The organism is Agromyces sp. GQ35, assembly GCF_059758475.1.
The window spans coordinates 201,321-216,187 of record NZ_JCAXEO010000002.1 but is presented as its reverse complement, the minus strand read 5'-3'; the positions used below and the strand labels follow the sequence as shown (position 1 = coordinate 216,187).

Annotated in this window: 12 protein-coding genes; 7 read left to right on the top strand and 5 right to left on the bottom strand. The window is 68.1% G+C overall.

Annotation, left to right across the window (positions count from 1 at the left end):
- Positions 1-16: 16 nt before the first annotated feature.
- Positions 17-1,390 carry a dihydrolipoyl dehydrogenase gene (gene lpdA / locus AC6CH0_RS12975; protein WP_498101509.1) on the top strand — a complete coding sequence of 458 codons (1,374 nt, stop codon included), beginning with the start codon at positions 17-19 and terminating at the stop codon, positions 1,388-1,390.
- Positions 1,391-1,457: 67 nt separating this feature from the next.
- Entirely contained in the window at positions 1,458-2,981 is a 1,524-nt protein-coding gene (locus AC6CH0_RS12970; protein WP_498101507.1) for a 2-oxo acid dehydrogenase subunit E2, read from the top strand.
- Here AC6CH0_RS12970 and AC6CH0_RS12965 read toward each other — a convergent pair.
- Complete coding sequence (locus tag AC6CH0_RS12965) at positions 2,978-4,546, bottom strand: serine/threonine-protein kinase (protein ID WP_498101505.1); 1,569 nt, start codon at positions 4,544-4,546, stop codon at positions 2,978-2,980. The two genes, AC6CH0_RS12970 and AC6CH0_RS12965, sit on opposite strands and share 4 nt — an antisense overlap.
- A gap of 109 nt (positions 4,547-4,655) precedes the next feature.
- On the opposite strand from AC6CH0_RS12965, the gene lipB reads away from it, so the two are divergent.
- The 3 genes from lipB (at position 4,656) to AC6CH0_RS12950 (ending at position 7,064) form a co-directional block, all read left to right on the top strand.
- A complete protein-coding gene (lipB, locus tag AC6CH0_RS12960) occupies positions 4,656-5,291 on the top strand; it encodes a lipoyl(octanoyl) transferase LipB (protein ID WP_498101503.1) in 636 nt (211 codons plus the stop codon).
- Positions 5,288-6,277: a lipoyl synthase gene (gene lipA / locus AC6CH0_RS12955; protein WP_498101501.1), complete on the top strand. Its 990-nt coding sequence runs from the start codon at positions 5,288-5,290 to the stop codon at positions 6,275-6,277. The genes lipB and lipA overlap by 4 nt, the downstream gene beginning before the upstream one ends.
- A gap of 73 nt (positions 6,278-6,350) precedes the next feature.
- On the top strand, positions 6,351-7,064 hold the full coding sequence (locus tag AC6CH0_RS12950; protein ID WP_498101499.1) for a DUF4191 domain-containing protein: 714 nt from the start codon (positions 6,351-6,353) through the stop codon (positions 7,062-7,064).
- Between the two features lie 72 nt (positions 7,065-7,136).
- Here AC6CH0_RS12950 and AC6CH0_RS12945 read toward each other — a convergent pair whose 3' ends face one another.
- Positions 7,137-7,571, bottom strand: a complete 435-nt coding sequence (locus AC6CH0_RS12945) for an RDD family protein (RefSeq protein WP_498101497.1) — start codon at positions 7,569-7,571, stop codon at positions 7,137-7,139.
- A 138-nt stretch (positions 7,572-7,709) separates the two neighbouring features.
- Between AC6CH0_RS12945 and glnA the strand changes: the two genes are divergently transcribed.
- Complete coding sequence (gene glnA / locus AC6CH0_RS12940; RefSeq protein WP_022894450.1) at positions 7,710-9,134, top strand: type I glutamate--ammonia ligase; 1,425 nt, start codon at positions 7,710-7,712, stop codon at positions 9,132-9,134.
- A gap of 186 nt (positions 9,135-9,320) precedes the next feature.
- Here the strand turns inward: glnA and AC6CH0_RS12935 are convergent, their stop codons facing one another.
- A complete protein-coding gene (locus tag AC6CH0_RS12935; protein WP_498101495.1) occupies positions 9,321-12,338 on the bottom strand; it encodes a bifunctional [glutamine synthetase] adenylyltransferase/[glutamine synthetase]-adenylyl-L-tyrosine phosphorylase in 3,018 nt (1,005 codons plus the stop codon).
- Positions 12,339-12,349: 11 nt separating this feature from the next.
- Positions 12,350-13,687, bottom strand: coding sequence for a glutamine synthetase family protein (locus tag AC6CH0_RS12930; protein WP_498101493.1), 1,338 nt, complete (start codon positions 13,685-13,687; stop codon positions 12,350-12,352).
- 88 nt (positions 13,688-13,775) lie between these two features.
- Here AC6CH0_RS12930 and panB point away from each other — a divergent pair, with 88 nt between their 5' ends.
- On the top strand, positions 13,776-14,660 hold the full coding sequence (gene panB / locus AC6CH0_RS12925) for a 3-methyl-2-oxobutanoate hydroxymethyltransferase (protein ID WP_498101491.1): 885 nt from the start codon (positions 13,776-13,778) through the stop codon (positions 14,658-14,660).
- A gap of 13 nt (positions 14,661-14,673) precedes the next feature.
- Here panB and AC6CH0_RS12920 read toward each other — a convergent pair whose 3' ends face one another.
- A complete protein-coding gene (locus tag AC6CH0_RS12920; RefSeq protein ID WP_022894454.1) occupies positions 14,674-14,859 on the bottom strand; it encodes an SPOR domain-containing protein in 186 nt (61 codons plus the stop codon).
- Positions 14,860-14,867 lie beyond the last annotated feature (8 nt).

The window sequence follows — 14,867 nt, the reverse complement described above, 5'->3', positions numbered from 1 at the left end:
GCGAGGGAGAGTGCGGTTGTCCGAGCAGAACTTTGACATTGTCGTCCTGGGCGGAGGCAGCGCCGGTTACGCCGCTGCGATCCGTGCCGTCGAACTCGGCCTCACGGCCGTGGTGATCGAGAAGGACAAGCTCGGCGGCACATGTCTCCACCGCGGTTGCATCCCGACCAAGGCCCTGCTGCACTCGGCGGAGGTCGCCGAGGTCGCACGCGAGTCGGCGAAGTACGGCGTCAAGACGTCGTTCGAGGGCATCGACATCGCCGGCGTCTCCGCCTATCGCGAGGGCATCGTGGCGAGCAAGTTCAAGGGCCTGCAGGGCCTGCTGAAGGCCCGCGGCATCCCGGTGGTCGCCGGTGAGGGCCGCCTCGTCGGGGCGAACACCGTCGCCGTCGGCGACGATCGCTACACCGGCAAGAACGTGGTGCTCGCGACCGGCTCCTACTCGCGTTCGCTGCCCGGTCTCGACGTCGGCGGCCGTGTCATCACGAGCGAGCAGGCACTCGAGCTCGACTTCATCCCCAAGAAGGTCGCCGTGCTCGGCGGCGGCGTCATCGGCGTCGAGTTCGCGAGCGTCTGGAACTCGTTCGGGGCCGACGTGACGATCATCGAAGCGCTGCCGCACCTCGTGCCGAACGAAGAAGAGACGATCTCCAAGCAACTCGAGCGTGCGTTCCGCAAGCGCGGCATCGAGTACTCGCTCGGCGTGCGGTTCCAGAGCGTGACCCAGAACGACGACGGCGTCGTGGTGACGCTCGAGAATGGCACGACGTACGAGGCCGAGCTGCTGCTCGTCGCCGTCGGTCGCGGGCCGGTCACCCAGAACCTCGGCTATGAAGAGGCCGGCATCACGATCGATCGCGGCTTCGTGATCACGAACGACCGCCTCGAGACGAGCGTGCCCGGCATCTACGCCGCCGGTGACATCGTTCCCGGCCTGCAGCTCGCGCACCGCAGCTACCAGCAGGGCATCTTCATCGCCGAAGAGATCGCGGGCCTCGCTCCGATCGTCGTCGAAGACGTCAACATCCCGAAGATCACCTACTGCGAGCCCGAGGTCGCCTCGGTGGGCTACACCGAGGCCAAGGCCGCCGAGAAGTTCGGCGCCGACCAGGTGTCGTCGTTCGAGTACAACCTCGCAGGCAACGGCAAGAGCAGCATCCTCGGCACCTCCGGATCGATCAAGGTCGTCCGTGTGAACGAGGGCCCCATCATCGGTGTGCACATGATCGGCGGCCGTGTCGGCGAACTCATCGCCGAGGCCCAGCTCGCCGTGAACTGGGAGGCATACCCCGAAGACATCGCCCCGTTCATCCACGCCCACCCGACCCAGGGTGAGGCGTTCGGCGAGGCTGTGCTGAAGCTGGCCGGCAAGCCGCTTCACGCCATCTGATCCAGCCGTTCGTACCAACGACTGCAATAAGCTAGAAAGCGTCCCACGCTGTGAAGGAGACAAGCGCATGAGCGAATCCGTCAGCCTCCCGGCACTCGGAGAGAGTGTCACTGAGGGCACGGTCACCCGCTGGCTGAAGAATGTCGGCGACCGTGTCGAGGTCGACGAGCCGCTGCTCGAGGTCTCGACCGACAAGGTCGACACCGAGATCCCGTCACCGGTTGCCGGTGTGATCGAGGCGATCCTCGTCCAAGAAGACGAGACCGTCGAGGTCGGCACGGCACTCGTGACCATCGGCGATGGTTCCGGTGCCGGCGAGGCACCCGCCGCTCCTGAGGCGGCTGCTCCCGAAGCGGCCCCAGCCGCTCCCGAGGCCCCGCCGGCCGAGCCTGCAGCACCCGCTGCTGCTGCGGAAGCACCGGCAGCACCGGCCGAGGCACCCGCCGCTCAAGCGGCACCGGCTGAGGCACCGGCAGCTCCAGCTGCTCCCGCTCCGGCAGCCGAAGCACCCGCCGCACCGGCACCGGCAGCCGAGGCACCCGCTGCTCCGGCACCGGCAGCTCCGGCAGCGGTAGCTCCCGCACCGGCAGCAGAGGCGCCTGCCGCCCCGGCACCGGCAGCTGAGGCACCCGCAGCTCCCGCTGCACCGGCAGCCCAGGCGCCCGCCGCGTCGACCGGAGGTTCGCACGCCGGTCCCGCCGGATACGTGACGCCGATCGTGCGCAAGCTCGCGAATGAGCAGGGCGTCGATCTCGCCAGCGTCACGGGAACCGGCGTCGGCGGTCGCATCCGCAAGCAGGATGTCATCTCAGCCAACACCGCGCCCGCGGCAACCGCTTCTGCAGCACCGCAGCGCCAGCCGCTCGAGGTCTCACCCTTGCGCGGAACCACCGTGCCGATGACGCGACTGCGCAAGGTCGTCGCCGAGCGTGCCGTCGTGTCGATGACGTCGACCGCGCAGCTCACGACCGTTGTCGAAGTCGACGTGACCCGCGTGGCACGCCTGCGCGACTCGGTGAAGGCCGACTTCGTCGCGAAGACCGGCAACAAGCTGTCGTTCCTGCCGTTCTTCGCAATGGCCGCGGCCGAGGCGCTGCGTGCGTACCCGATCATCAACTCCACCGTCGACGGCGACAGCATCGTCTACCCGGCGCAAGAGAACATGAGCATCGCGGTCGACACTGAGCGGGGCCTGCTCACTCCGGTGATCCGTGACTCGGCCGAACTCGACCTCGCCGGTCTCGCCGCGCAGATCGCCGACCTCGCCGAGCGCACCCGGAACAACCAGCTGAAGCCCGATGAGCTGTCGGGTGGCACGTTCACGCTGACGAACACCGGATCGCGCGGAGCGCTCTTCGACACGCCGGTCGTGTTCCTCCCGCAGTCGGCCATCCTCGGTACCGGCACCGTCGTCAAGCGCCCCGTGGTCGTCTCGACCGATGGCGCCGACGCGATCGCGGTGCGGTCGATGGTCTACCTGGCCCTCTCCTACGATCACCGCATCATCGATGGCGCAGACGCTGCCCGCTTCCTGACCGCGGTCAAGGAACGGCTCGAAGAAGGCGCCTTCGAGAACGACCTCGGCATCTAGCCGAAGATCTCTCGCAGTCGCCAACCGGCCTCGCCCCTCATCACGAGGAGCGAGGCCGGTTCATGTTCTGCACCCGCGTAGGGCACGGTCAGCAGGACCGCAGAACCCATTTCGGCGGCCACCGTCATCGCATTCGTATCGAAGTGTCGGGGAACCTCCGCGCCCTCGCGTGCGGCGATCATGGCGGCGACATCGTCGGATTCGCTCGTCGAACCCGGCTGCACCACTTCCGAGAGGCACTCCAGATCGAGTGCTTCGAAGCACTCCGCGCGCCGCTGCAGGAGGGCGGCAGCGGCGGGCACGACCTCCATGTCGCTCGACGCAACGTCGGGCCCCTCAGGGCGATCGGACTCTTCCGACCGAGCAGCCTGCTCGTCAGCCTCGAGTTCGCGGGCTTCGTCGGCATCACCGCGGTCGAATGCCGATGCGCTCTCGCGATCGGAGCGAGCCGACGCCTCGTCGTTGCCGGCCGTCGCCGGAGGCACGAGCGTCAACAGCAGTGCAAGCGCTCCACCGCCGACCAGGGCTCCGACGACGAGCGTCGGCCGGCGTCGCTGCAAGGCCGCGCGCACTCGTCGCCCGGTGCCCGCTGCGCCGGGAACGGGCCCGCCAGAAGCCGGCGCAGCGCGCCCGGCGAGAGCGGCAGGCCATTGCGCGAGTTCGAGCAGCGTCTGCACGAAGGCACGGGGTCGGAGCTCGTGCGTATCGGCCTGCACGGGGTCGGAATGGCCCGCGTCCGAGGCCCTCTCGATCGGGGCCGTGATGCGCGTCGGGAGCGGCGTCCGGCGAGTTCTCACAGCGACTCCGCTCACGGCGACCGGCGCAGCGGCAGCGAACAACCGACGTTCGATCTCGTCTTCGCACGATGTGAACGGTCGTGCGGCCAGACGATCACGCAGGAGCTCGGCAACCGGGAGCAGCGGCTCTGCCGGCCGCGTCGCGGCAACGACGGCGTCGATGAGGTCGGCGAGGAGCACGTGTCCGGTGCGGAGCAGTTGGGTGCGGTCGTGCGCCCTGGCGGGCAGCCTTTGGAGGCCGCCCAGGCCGATAAGCCGCGGACGCCCGCGATCGTCGAGCAGCACGTCACCCGGCGAGAGGCGGGTGTGCACGAAGCCGCGGCGGGCCAACTCGGCGACGGCGACCACGATCGGAGCGAGAATCGTCACTGCTTCGCCGGGAGCGAGGGTGCGTTCAGCGAGCAGTCGCGCGACCGAGAGCCCGGAGAGCCGCTCCACAGCAAGCGCGCACCGCCCGTCATCGAGGGTCGCCACGTCGAAGAGCTCGGGCAGCGAACCCGAGGCATCCGTCGACATCGCCTCGATCTCGGCGGCGATCGATGCGCCCGCGATTGCCGCCTCGTACACTCGCACCGTCACGAGTTGCGCCGGGCCCTCTGCACCGGCCGCCGCATCACTCGGTCGGTCGACGGCCGCGAGGAAGACGTCGGCGCGTTCGCCTGAAGCGATGCGTCGCAGCAAGCGGTACCCTGCGAGCGTCGATTCCCCCGCTGCCGGCGGATCAGCCGCCGCCTCGTCGCCGGAATCACTTCTGCCATGTCGGACCATGGCACTCAGCGTGCTCCGCCGAACGAGGAGTGCGATGCGAATCACGTCGCCTGTGGAATCGCATGCGCGGCCGTCCGTTGTCGAGGAGGAGTGACCTAAGCTGAATCCCATGCTCGACTTCGTCGTCGCGGGGCTAAGCGCCAACTCCGTGCCGTACATCGAAGGTCTCGACCTTCAGCGCGCCGTCCATCGCGCGGTCGTCAGGGGCGAACGCCCCGACACCGTCCTCCTCTTGGAGCACCCTTCCGTCTACACCGCCGGGAAACGCACCGCGGCCGACGAACGACCCACCGACGGGACCCCCGTCATCGACGTCGATCGAGGCGGCAAGATCACCTGGCACGGTCCCGGCCAGCTCGTCGGCTACCCGATCCTGCGGCTGCCGGAGCCGATCGATGTCGTCGGGTACGTGCGTCGGCTCGAGGGCATCCTGATCGACGTCCTCACCGGTGTCGGGCTGGACTCGCGCCGGGTCGAGGGCAGATCGGGAGTCTGGGTCGGCCCGCCTGGAGCCGAGAACAAGATCGCCGCCATCGGCATCAGGGTCGAGAGCGGTGTCACCATGCACGGCTTCGCCCTGAACGCCAGCAACGCGCTCGATGCGTACGACCGGATCGTCGCCTGCGGCATCCGGGATGCCGGCGTCACGACCATCAGCCGCGAACTAGGTCGCACCGTGACCCCGGCCGATCTCATCCAGTCCGTCCGCGATCGGTTCCTCGCCGAGGCGGCGGTCGCGGCATGAGCACCGCACCCGACGGGCGCCGCATGCTGCGCCTCGAAGTCCGCAACGCCGAGACGCCCATCGAACGCAAGCCCGAATGGATCAAGACGCGCGCGAAGATGGGCCCCGAGTACCGGGCCCTCCAGTCGCTCGTCAAGAGCGAGGACCTGCACACCGTGTGTCAGGAAGCCGGCTGCCCCAACATCTACGAGTGCTGGGAAGACCGCGAGGCGACCTTCCTGATCGGCGGCTCCCAGTGCACGCGCCGCTGCGACTTCTGCCAGATCGACACCGGCAAGCCCGCAGACTATGACACCGACGAGCCGCGTCGCGTCGCCGAGTCGGTCGAGCGGATGCAGCTTCGGTACGCCACCGTGACAGGCGTTGCGCGCGACGACCTGCCCGACGAGGGCGCGTGGCTCTACGCCGAGACGATCCGTCGGATCCACGCCCAGGCTCCCGGCACCGGGGTCGAGATTCTGGTGCCCGACTTCTCGGGCAACCCGATGCACCTCGCCGAGGTGTTCTCGGCTCGTCCTGAGGTGTTCGCGCACAATGTCGAGACCGTGCCCCGAATCTTCAAGCGCATCAGGCCCGCGTTCCGCTACGATCGCTCACTCGGAGTGCTCACCGCGGGGCGCGACGCCGGACTGATCACGAAATCCAACCTCATCCTCGGCATGGGCGAAGAGCGGGAGGAGATCTCCCAGGCGCTCCGAGACCTGCACGACGCCGGGACCGACATCATCACGGTGACGCAGTACCTTCGGCCGAGTCCTCGGCACCTACCGGTCGCCCGCTGGGTGCGGCCCGAGGAGTTCGTCGAGATCAAGGAGGAGGCCGAGGCGATCGGATTCCTCGGAGTGCTCGCCGGTCCGCTCGTGCGCTCGTCGTACCGGGCCGGGCGCCTCTGGGCGCAATCGATGCGCGCCAAGGGCCTGCCGCTGCCCAGTCAACTCGCGCATCTCGCTGACGCATCGCTCGGCTTCGCCCAGGCGGTCGGCTAGCCGCAAACGGTCGTCTCGGACCGCTCCCGGATCGCGGTCCGAGACGACCCTCCGCGCCGGTATCCTTGAGATCATGGCACGCACCAAGGACGCATCGAAGGCTCAGAAGGAGCCCGGCCGCATGAAGCAGATGTGGCAGGTCTTCCAGATGACCCGCCGCTACGACTCCACAGCTCAGTGGCTCATGCTCCTCGGCTTCCTCGCCCCCGTGCTCGTCGGCCTCGGCCTCGCGCTCTGGCTCGGCGAGGGCAACGGCTTCACCGTTGCGCTCTGGATCGTGGCCGGTGTGCTCGCGGGCCTCTTGATCGCCCTCGTCATCCTCGGTCGCCGTGCCGAGCGTGCCGCCTACTCGCAGATCGAGGGCCAGCCCGGCGCGGTCGGTGCCGTGCTCCGCAGCGGCTTGCGCGGCGGTTGGGTCGGCAACGAGATGCCGGTCGCCGTGAACGGCAAGACGCAAGACGCGGTGTACCGCGCCGTCGGCCGTGGCGGCGTCGCGCTCATCAGCGAAGGCCCGACGTCGCGTACGCAGCGCATGCTCGACGACGAGCAGCGCAAGGTCGCGCGCATCCTCCCGAACGTGCCCGTCACGCTCATCTCCGTCGGACTCGACGACGACTCGATCCGACTTCACAGGCTCCCGGCGACGTTGCGCAAGTCGAAGCGCGCGCTCACCAAGCCCGAAGTGCTGGCAGTGTCGAACCGGCTGAACTCACTCCAGAGCTCGCTGCCGATCCCGAAGGGCATCGACCCGATGAAGGCTCGGCCCCAGCGCGGCAAGATGCGCTGATCGTTCCGTCGGGAGTGCCGCATCCGTCATCGACGGATGCGGCATTCGTGTACTCGGACGCGGAGCCCCGGTTCAGTACCGGATGAGCACCGTGCCAGCGACCTTGTCGTGGAAGCCGCGCTGGTCGGAATCCCAGACCAGCGCGGGCACCACGATCACGAGCAGGGCGGTGCGCAGCACCGGACGCCATACGCCGACCCAGCCGCCCGCCAGTGGGACGACTCGCATGCCCAGCAGCCGATGTCCGAGACTGCCACCGAGCGTCGGGACGAAGACGATCTGCAGCACCGCGAACACCAGCGGTGTCACCCAGGTGTACGCGACCGACTCGTAGGGCGTGAACAGCAGCGCAATGAGCATGGCACTGGCCCAGTCGACGACGAGTGCCACGAGGCGACGCCCGACCCGGGCCACCGACCCGCGGCCCTCGCTCGGAAGTCCGAGTCGCTCCCCCGGCCACCGGCTCGGCTCGAGGTCTCCGAAGGTCTGGGGTTTCGCGTCAGGCACCCGACGAGTCTACCGACGGCAGGTGCGCGTAACATGGCCGAAACATTCCGGTCACGGCAGGGAAACCGCGCCGGGCTATCGTCACTACCGGCTGTGCACGTCCGTCCGGCCCACCCGCCCCCTTGGAGATTTCGTCACATGTTCAGTGATTCGTCTGAAGTGCTCAAGTTCATCAAAGAGACGGATGTCAAGTTCCTCGACATCCGCTTCACCGATCTCCCGGGCGTGCAGCAGCACTTCAACATCCCGGCGTCGACCGTCGACGAGGAGTTCTTCACCGTCGGCCAGCTCTTCGACGGCTCGTCGATCCGCGGCTTCGCGAACATCCACGAGTCCGACATGCAGCTCATCCCCGACGTGACGACGGCGTACATCGACGCCTTCCGCGCCGAGCGCACGCTGATCATGGTGTTCGACATCTACAACCCGCGCAACGGCGAGATCTACGCGAAGGACCCGCGCCAGGTCGCTAAGAAGGCCGAGAAGTACCTCGCCTCGACCGGCATCGCCGACACCGCCTTCTTCGCCCCCGAGGCCGAGTTCTACATCTTCGACGATGTCCGGTACGAGGTGAACCAGCACTCGAGCTTCTACTCGGTCGACTCCGAAGAGGGCGCCTGGAACTCGGGCCGCGTCGAAGAGGGCGGCAACCTCGCCAACAAGACCCCGTACAAGGGCGGCTACTTCCCCGTCTCCCCCGTCGACAAGCAGGCCGACCTGCGTGACGACATCTGCCTCAAGCTGATCGACGCCGGGCTCATCCTCGAGCGCAGCCACCACGAGGTCGGCACGGGCGGTCAGGCCGAGATCAACTACCGCTTCGACACGATGGTGCACGCGGCCGACGACATCCTGAAGTTCAAGTACATCGTCAAGAACACCGCCGAGCAGTGGGGCAAGACGGCGACGTTCATGCCGAAGCCGCTCTTCGGCGACAACGGCTCGGGCATGCACACCCACCAGTCGCTCTGGAACGACGGCACGCCCCTCTTCTACGATGAGGCCGGCTACGGTGGCCTCTCCGACCTCGCCCGCTGGTACATCGGCGGCCTGCTGAAGCACGCTCCGGCGGTGCTCGCCTTCACGAACCCGACGGTGAACTCGTACCACCGCCTCGTTCCGGGCTTCGAGGCTCCGGTCAACCTGGTCTACTCGGCCGGCAACCGCTCGGCTTCGATCCGCATCCCGATCACGGGCACGAACCCCAAGGCCAAGCGCATCGAGTTCCGTGCGCCGGATGCCTCGGGCAACCCGTACCTCGCCTTCGCTGCACAGCTCATGGCGGGCCTCGACGGCATCAAGAACCGCATCGAGCCCCACGAGCCCGTCGACAAGGACCTCTACGAGCTCCCGCCCGAGGAGGCCAAGTCGATTCCGCAGGTTCCCGGTTCGCTCGGTGAGGCGCTGCTGGCGCTCGAGGCAGACCACGACTTCCTCCTCGAGGGCGGCGTGTTCACCAAGGAGCTCATCGAGACCTGGATCGACTACAAGCGCGAGAAGGAACTGAAGCCGCTCGCACAGCGCCCGCACCCGTTCGAATTCGAGCTCTACTACGGCGTCTGATCACTGCAGCCCCCTCTGCAGTCCGGGTCCGAACCCCGCATCCCCCTGCACTCGGATCCGCCCGGATGGGCCCGCACCGCTTCGGCGGTCGGGCCCATTCGTGTTTTCCCACAAGCCAGCCAGGAACCCGCGCGCCGAGAACTCGCAGGTCGTGTCACGCCGAATGCTCGGTCGTCGCCCGACCGATCAGCCGGAGGTGGGCTCGCGGCGCGGCTCCACGCCGTAGAAGCCGCGATCGAACACCGCACGCGCACGGCGGGTGATGTGCAGGTAGTCCTGCTCGAGCTGCGTCGCCGACCCCGGCGGGTATCCCATGATGCGCGCGATGCCTTCGAGCTGAGAGCGCTCGACGGGCAGTACGTCGGTGGTGCGTTCGAGCCAGAGAGTGAGCGACGAGCGCGCGCGTGACGCGAACACCCAGGCGGCACGCAGCACTTCGGCGTCGGATGCCTCGATGAGATCGTGTTCGACGGCCGCTGCCAGTGCATCGAGCGTCGAGGTCGTGCGCAACGCGGTCACTTCGGCCGCATGCTGCAACTGCGCGAGTTGCACGAACCACTCGACGTCGGAGAGCGACCCGCGCCCGAGCTTGAGATGCCGCGTGGGATCGGCGCCCTGCGGGAGCCGCTCGTTCTCGACGCGGGCCTTGATGCGCTTCACCTCACGGACATCGCGTTCGCTGATCTCCACCGGGTAGCGCACCGAGTCGGCGAGCTCGGTGAACTCGCCGATCAGCGCGCCATCGCCGGCGACGCCCCTGGCCCGAAGCAGCGCCTGAGCCTCCCAGGTGAGCGACCATCTCGCGTAGTACGCGCGATACGCGTCGAGCGACCGTGCGACGACGCCATTGCGCCCCTCGGGGCGGAGATCGGCGTCGAGGTCGAACGGCAGGCGCGCGTCTTCGCTGAGGCGCACGAGCTCGGCGACGATGCGCAGCGCCCGTGAGTGGGCAGCGTCCGCTGCCGCATCCGTCGCCCGATAGACGTAGATGATGTCGGCGTCGGAACCGAGGCCGAGTTCGCGGCCGCCGAATCGCCCCATGCCGATGACGGCGAATTCGATGCCGTCGGGCTCGCCGCCGCGAATCGCGGCGACGAGTGCTGCGATGTGGTTCTCGGTGACATCGCTGAGCGCATGCCCCAGCTCTTCGACCGTGCAGACGTCGAGCATCGCCGAGAGGGCGAGCCGAAGCACCTCGCGCCGGCGGATGGCGCGGAAGATCTTCGCCGCGGCATCGGGCTGTTCATGACGTGCGAGCACTGCGCGCGTTTCGTCTTCGAGTGCCGCGAGTGTTCGGGGCCGCAGCTCGTCGAGGTCTTCGAGCCAGGCGACCGCCTCGGGGCTCCGTTCGAGCAGCGATGCGGCGAACCGCGATCCCGACAGCACCCTCGTCAGGCGCAGCGCAGCGTCGGAGGAGTCGCGCAGCAGTCGCAGGTACCAGTGGGTGGTGCCGAGCGTGTCGCTCAGGCGCCGGAACGAGAGCAGTCCGAAGTCGGGGTCGGTGCCGTCGGCGAACCATGAGATCAGCACCGGCATGAGGTGTCGTTGGATCTGCGCGCGCCGGGAGACCCCCGCGGTGAGGGCGGCGATGTGCGCGAGCGCTCCGCGCGGGTTGCCGAAGCCGATCGCCGCGAGGCGCGCCTCAGCCTGCTCGCTCGTCAGTTCGAGGCCCGACGCCGGCAGCGCTGCCACGGCCGACAGCAGGGGCCGGTAGAACAGTCGCTCGTGCAGTCCTCGCACGCGCTGACGAGTGCCCTGCCAGACGGTCGTCAACTCACTCGCCGTGCGCCCGAGTCCTGAAGCGCGGGCGAGCACTCGCAGCCGGTGCTCATCGCGGGGCATCAGGTGGGTGCGACGCAGGCGTTCGAGTTGCATGCGATGCTCGAGCACTCGCAGCACACGGTAGTCACGGGCGAACTCCGCCGCCTCCTCACGACCGACGTAGCCGCGCTCGGCAAGGGCCGCCAGGGCCGGAAGCGTGCCCCCCTGACGAATGCCATCGTCGGTCGAGCCATGCACCAGCTGCAGCAACTGCACCGTGAATTCGATATCGCGGATGCCGCCGGGACCGAGCTTGATCTGCACGTCGACCTCGTCGGCCGGAATGTGCTGGGTGACCCGTTCGCGCATCGCCTGCACGGATTCGACGAAGCCCTCGCGGCTCGAACTCGTCCAGACCTTGGGCGACACGCCGGCGAAGTATCGGCCGCCGAGCTCGAGATCACCGGCGAGCGGCCGGGCCTTGAGCAGCGCCTGGAACTCCCAGCTCTTCGCCCAGCGTTCGTAGTACTGCAGGTGCGAGTCGAGCGTGCGCACGAGGGCGCCGTCTTTGCCCTCGGGCCGGAGATTGGGGTCGACCTCCCAGAGCGGAGGCTCGATGCCGGGCTCGCCGATGATGCGCATCGTCAGCATCGCGAGGCGTGTCGCGATGTCGAGCGCTCGCGCGGTCGAGACGACCGTCTCATCGGCCGACTCGGCGACGAAGATCACATCGACGTCGCTGACGTAGTTGAGCTCGCGTGCACCTGCCTTGCCCATTCCGATGACGGACAGCCGGGTGGCCGCGACCTCCGCAGCCGGGTACCTTCCGGGTGCGGCCGGTTCCCCGGGATCGCGCGCGACGACGCGCCGTGCCGCCTCGAGCGCAGCGTCGAGCGTGGCACCGGCGAGATCGGCGAGCCCGGCGGCCACGACATCGACGACATCGACGGCGTCGCCGCGAGTGAGGTCGAAGACGGCGATGTCGGCGAGCAGTCGGCGATACCTGATGCGGATGGCGCGGGCCGCGTGCTCTGGAAGATCGGACGGGGCTGCCGCCACCTCGTCGAGTGCAGCCAGCAGCGACGCTCGCGCCTCGCCGACGGTCGGCGGCGCGGTCGGAACCTGCCCGAAGATCGCCAGCTCCTGAGGGTGACGCAGCAGGAACTCCGCGAAACCGCGGGAGGCGCCGACGAGCCGCATCATGCGTTCAGCGGCGCTCCTGTGCGCGAGCACCGAGGCGAGTTCGGCGGGCGCGTGCTCGTGGAGCCGGTGCACGACCGCGAGCGCCTCGTCGGGATCGGCCGCCTGGGCGAAGACATCGAGCAGCGACTCGACCTCGACGCCTGCCTCCGTCGACAGACGTGCGAGCGATGCCGATGCGCCGTCGAGGTCGGCGAAGCCCGCGCGCGCGACCCTTCCGAGTGTTGGAGCCTGCCGAGACATCCGTTGCGCGGTCAGAGGATCTCGAGGTTGCGCTGCAGCTCGAACGGCGTCACCTGCGAACGGTAGTCGCGCCACTCGGCACGCTTGTTCGCGAGCACGTAGTTGAACACCTGCTCGCCCAGGGTCTCGGCGACGAGTTCGGAGTCCTCCATCTGCTGGATCGCGTGATCGAGGCTGGCAGGCAGCGGGTCGTACCCGAGCGCGCGTCGCTCTCGATCCGTGAGCGCCCACACGTCGTCTTCGGCCTCGGGGGGCAGGTCGTACCCCTCTTCGATGCCCTTCATGCCCGCCGCGAGCAGCAGTGAGAAGGCGAGGTACGGGTTCGCGGCCGAATCGATCGCGCGGTACTCGACTCGCGCACTCTGGCCCTTGTTGGGCTTGTAGAGCGGCACTCGCACGAGCGCGGAGCGGTTGTTGTGCCCCCAGCAGACGAAGCTCGGCGCCTCGTCGCCGCCCCAGAGCCGCTTGTACGAGTTCACGAACTGGTTCGTCACGGCCGAGATCTCTGCCGAGTGGCGAAGCAGACCGGCGATGAACTGCCGGCCGATCTTCGACAACTGGTATTGAGAACCGGCCTCGTAGAAGGCGTTCGCGTCGCCTTCGAAGAGCGAGAGGTGGGTGTGCATGCCCGAGCCGGGGAACTGCGAGAACGGTTTCGGCATGAATGTCGCGTAGACGCCCTGCTCGATCGCGACCTCTTTGATCACCGTGCGGAACGTCATGATGTTGTCGGCAGTCGTGAGCGCGTCGGCATACCGAAGGTCGATCTCGTTCTGCCCCGGGCCGGCCTCGTGGTGGCTGAACTCGACTGAGATGCCGAGGTCTTCGAGCATGCGCACCGACCGTCGCCGGAAATCGTGCGCGGTGCCGCCCGGCACGTTGTCGAAGTAGCCCGCCGAGTCGACCGGCTCGGGCCCGGTCTCGCCGAACTTCGACGACTTGAGCAGGTAGAACTCGATCTCGGGGTGCGTATAGAAGGTGAAGCCCCGGTCGGCCGCGCGCGCGAGGGTGCGCTTCAACACGTTGCGCGGGTCGGAGACCGCGGGCTCGCCGTCAGGCGTCGTGATGTCGCAGAACATGCGAGCGGTCGGGTCGATGTCGCCCCGCCACGGCAATGTCTGGAATGTCGTCGGGTCGGGATAGGCGAGGAGGTCCGACTCGAAGGTGCGACTCAAGCCTTCGATGGCCGAACCGTCGAAGCCGATGCCCTCGGTGAAGGCTCCCTCGACCTCGGCGGGCGCAATGGCCACCGATTTCAAGGTGCCGACGACGTCGGTGAACCAGAGTCTGACGAACTTGACCCCTCGCTCCTCGATCGTGCGAAGAACGAAGTCGCGCTGCTTATCCATCCACACCCTCTCTCGCACCTCTCAGCGTACTTGCTCGGGCGCGGTCGCGAGGCCGGTCCTGGATGCCGCGTGTGCCAGACTTGGCCGCATGTCAGGCGAGCACCCTTCCGTATCATCCGACACCTCGGCCGGCGCCGAGCAGAACCCCTACGGCGGCGCCGCCGCAACCGGAGGGCCGAAGCGCGTTCGCACCCGCCATTTCCAGAACGCGAAGCGCGACGGCATCAAGATCACGGGCCTGACGAGCTACGACCAGCTCACCGCTCGCATCTTCGACGAAGCGGGCATCGACTTCCTGCTCGTCGGCGACTCGGCCGGCAACAACGTGTTCGGCTACGAGACGACGCTTCCGGTCACGGTCGACGAACTCATCCCGCTCACCCGGGCGGTCGCGGGCGCGGTCAAGCGGGCGTTCGTCGTTGCGGACATGCCGTTCGGTTCCTACGAGAACGGCCCCGAAGACGCCCTCCACACCGCGGTTCGGTTCATGAAGGAGACGGGCGCGCACGCCGTCAAGCTCGAGGGCGGTGAGCGCAGCCACAAGCAGATCCGTCGCATCGTGGGTGCCGGAATCCCGGTCATGGGACATATCGGCTACACGCCGCAGAGCGAGCACGGACTCGGCGGCCACGTCATCCAGGGGCGCGGCGACGGCGTCAAGCAGCTCCTCGCCGATGCGAAGGCCGTGCAGGACGCCGGCGCGTTTGCGGTCGTGCTCGAGATGGTGCCCGCGGATGCCGCACGGCAGGTGACCGAGCTGCTCGAGATCCCGACCATCAGCGTGGGCGGCGGGCCGCACACCGACGGGCAGTTGCTCGTCTGGACCGACTGGGCCGGACTCACGATCGGGCGCGTGCCGAAGTTCGTCAAGCAGTACGCCGATCTCTCGGGCATCCTCAGCTCGGCCGCGAAGGAATGGCGCGCCGACGTGGAGTCGGGCGTCTATCCGAACGCCGAGCACTCGTACGAGTAGCCCGGGGGCGTCGTCAGTCTTCTGCAGCCTCTTCTTCGGCCCACTTCGCGCTGTTCGCGCGCAGGATGTCGAGTGCCCGCTCGGCCTCGGCGCGGGTCTCGAACGGACCCACCCGATCGGTCGATGGCGACTCGAATCCCTGCTCCACCTCACCGGTGCGCAGGTTGTACCAGAACATGTGCTCGACGTCCTCGGCCATAGGCTGAT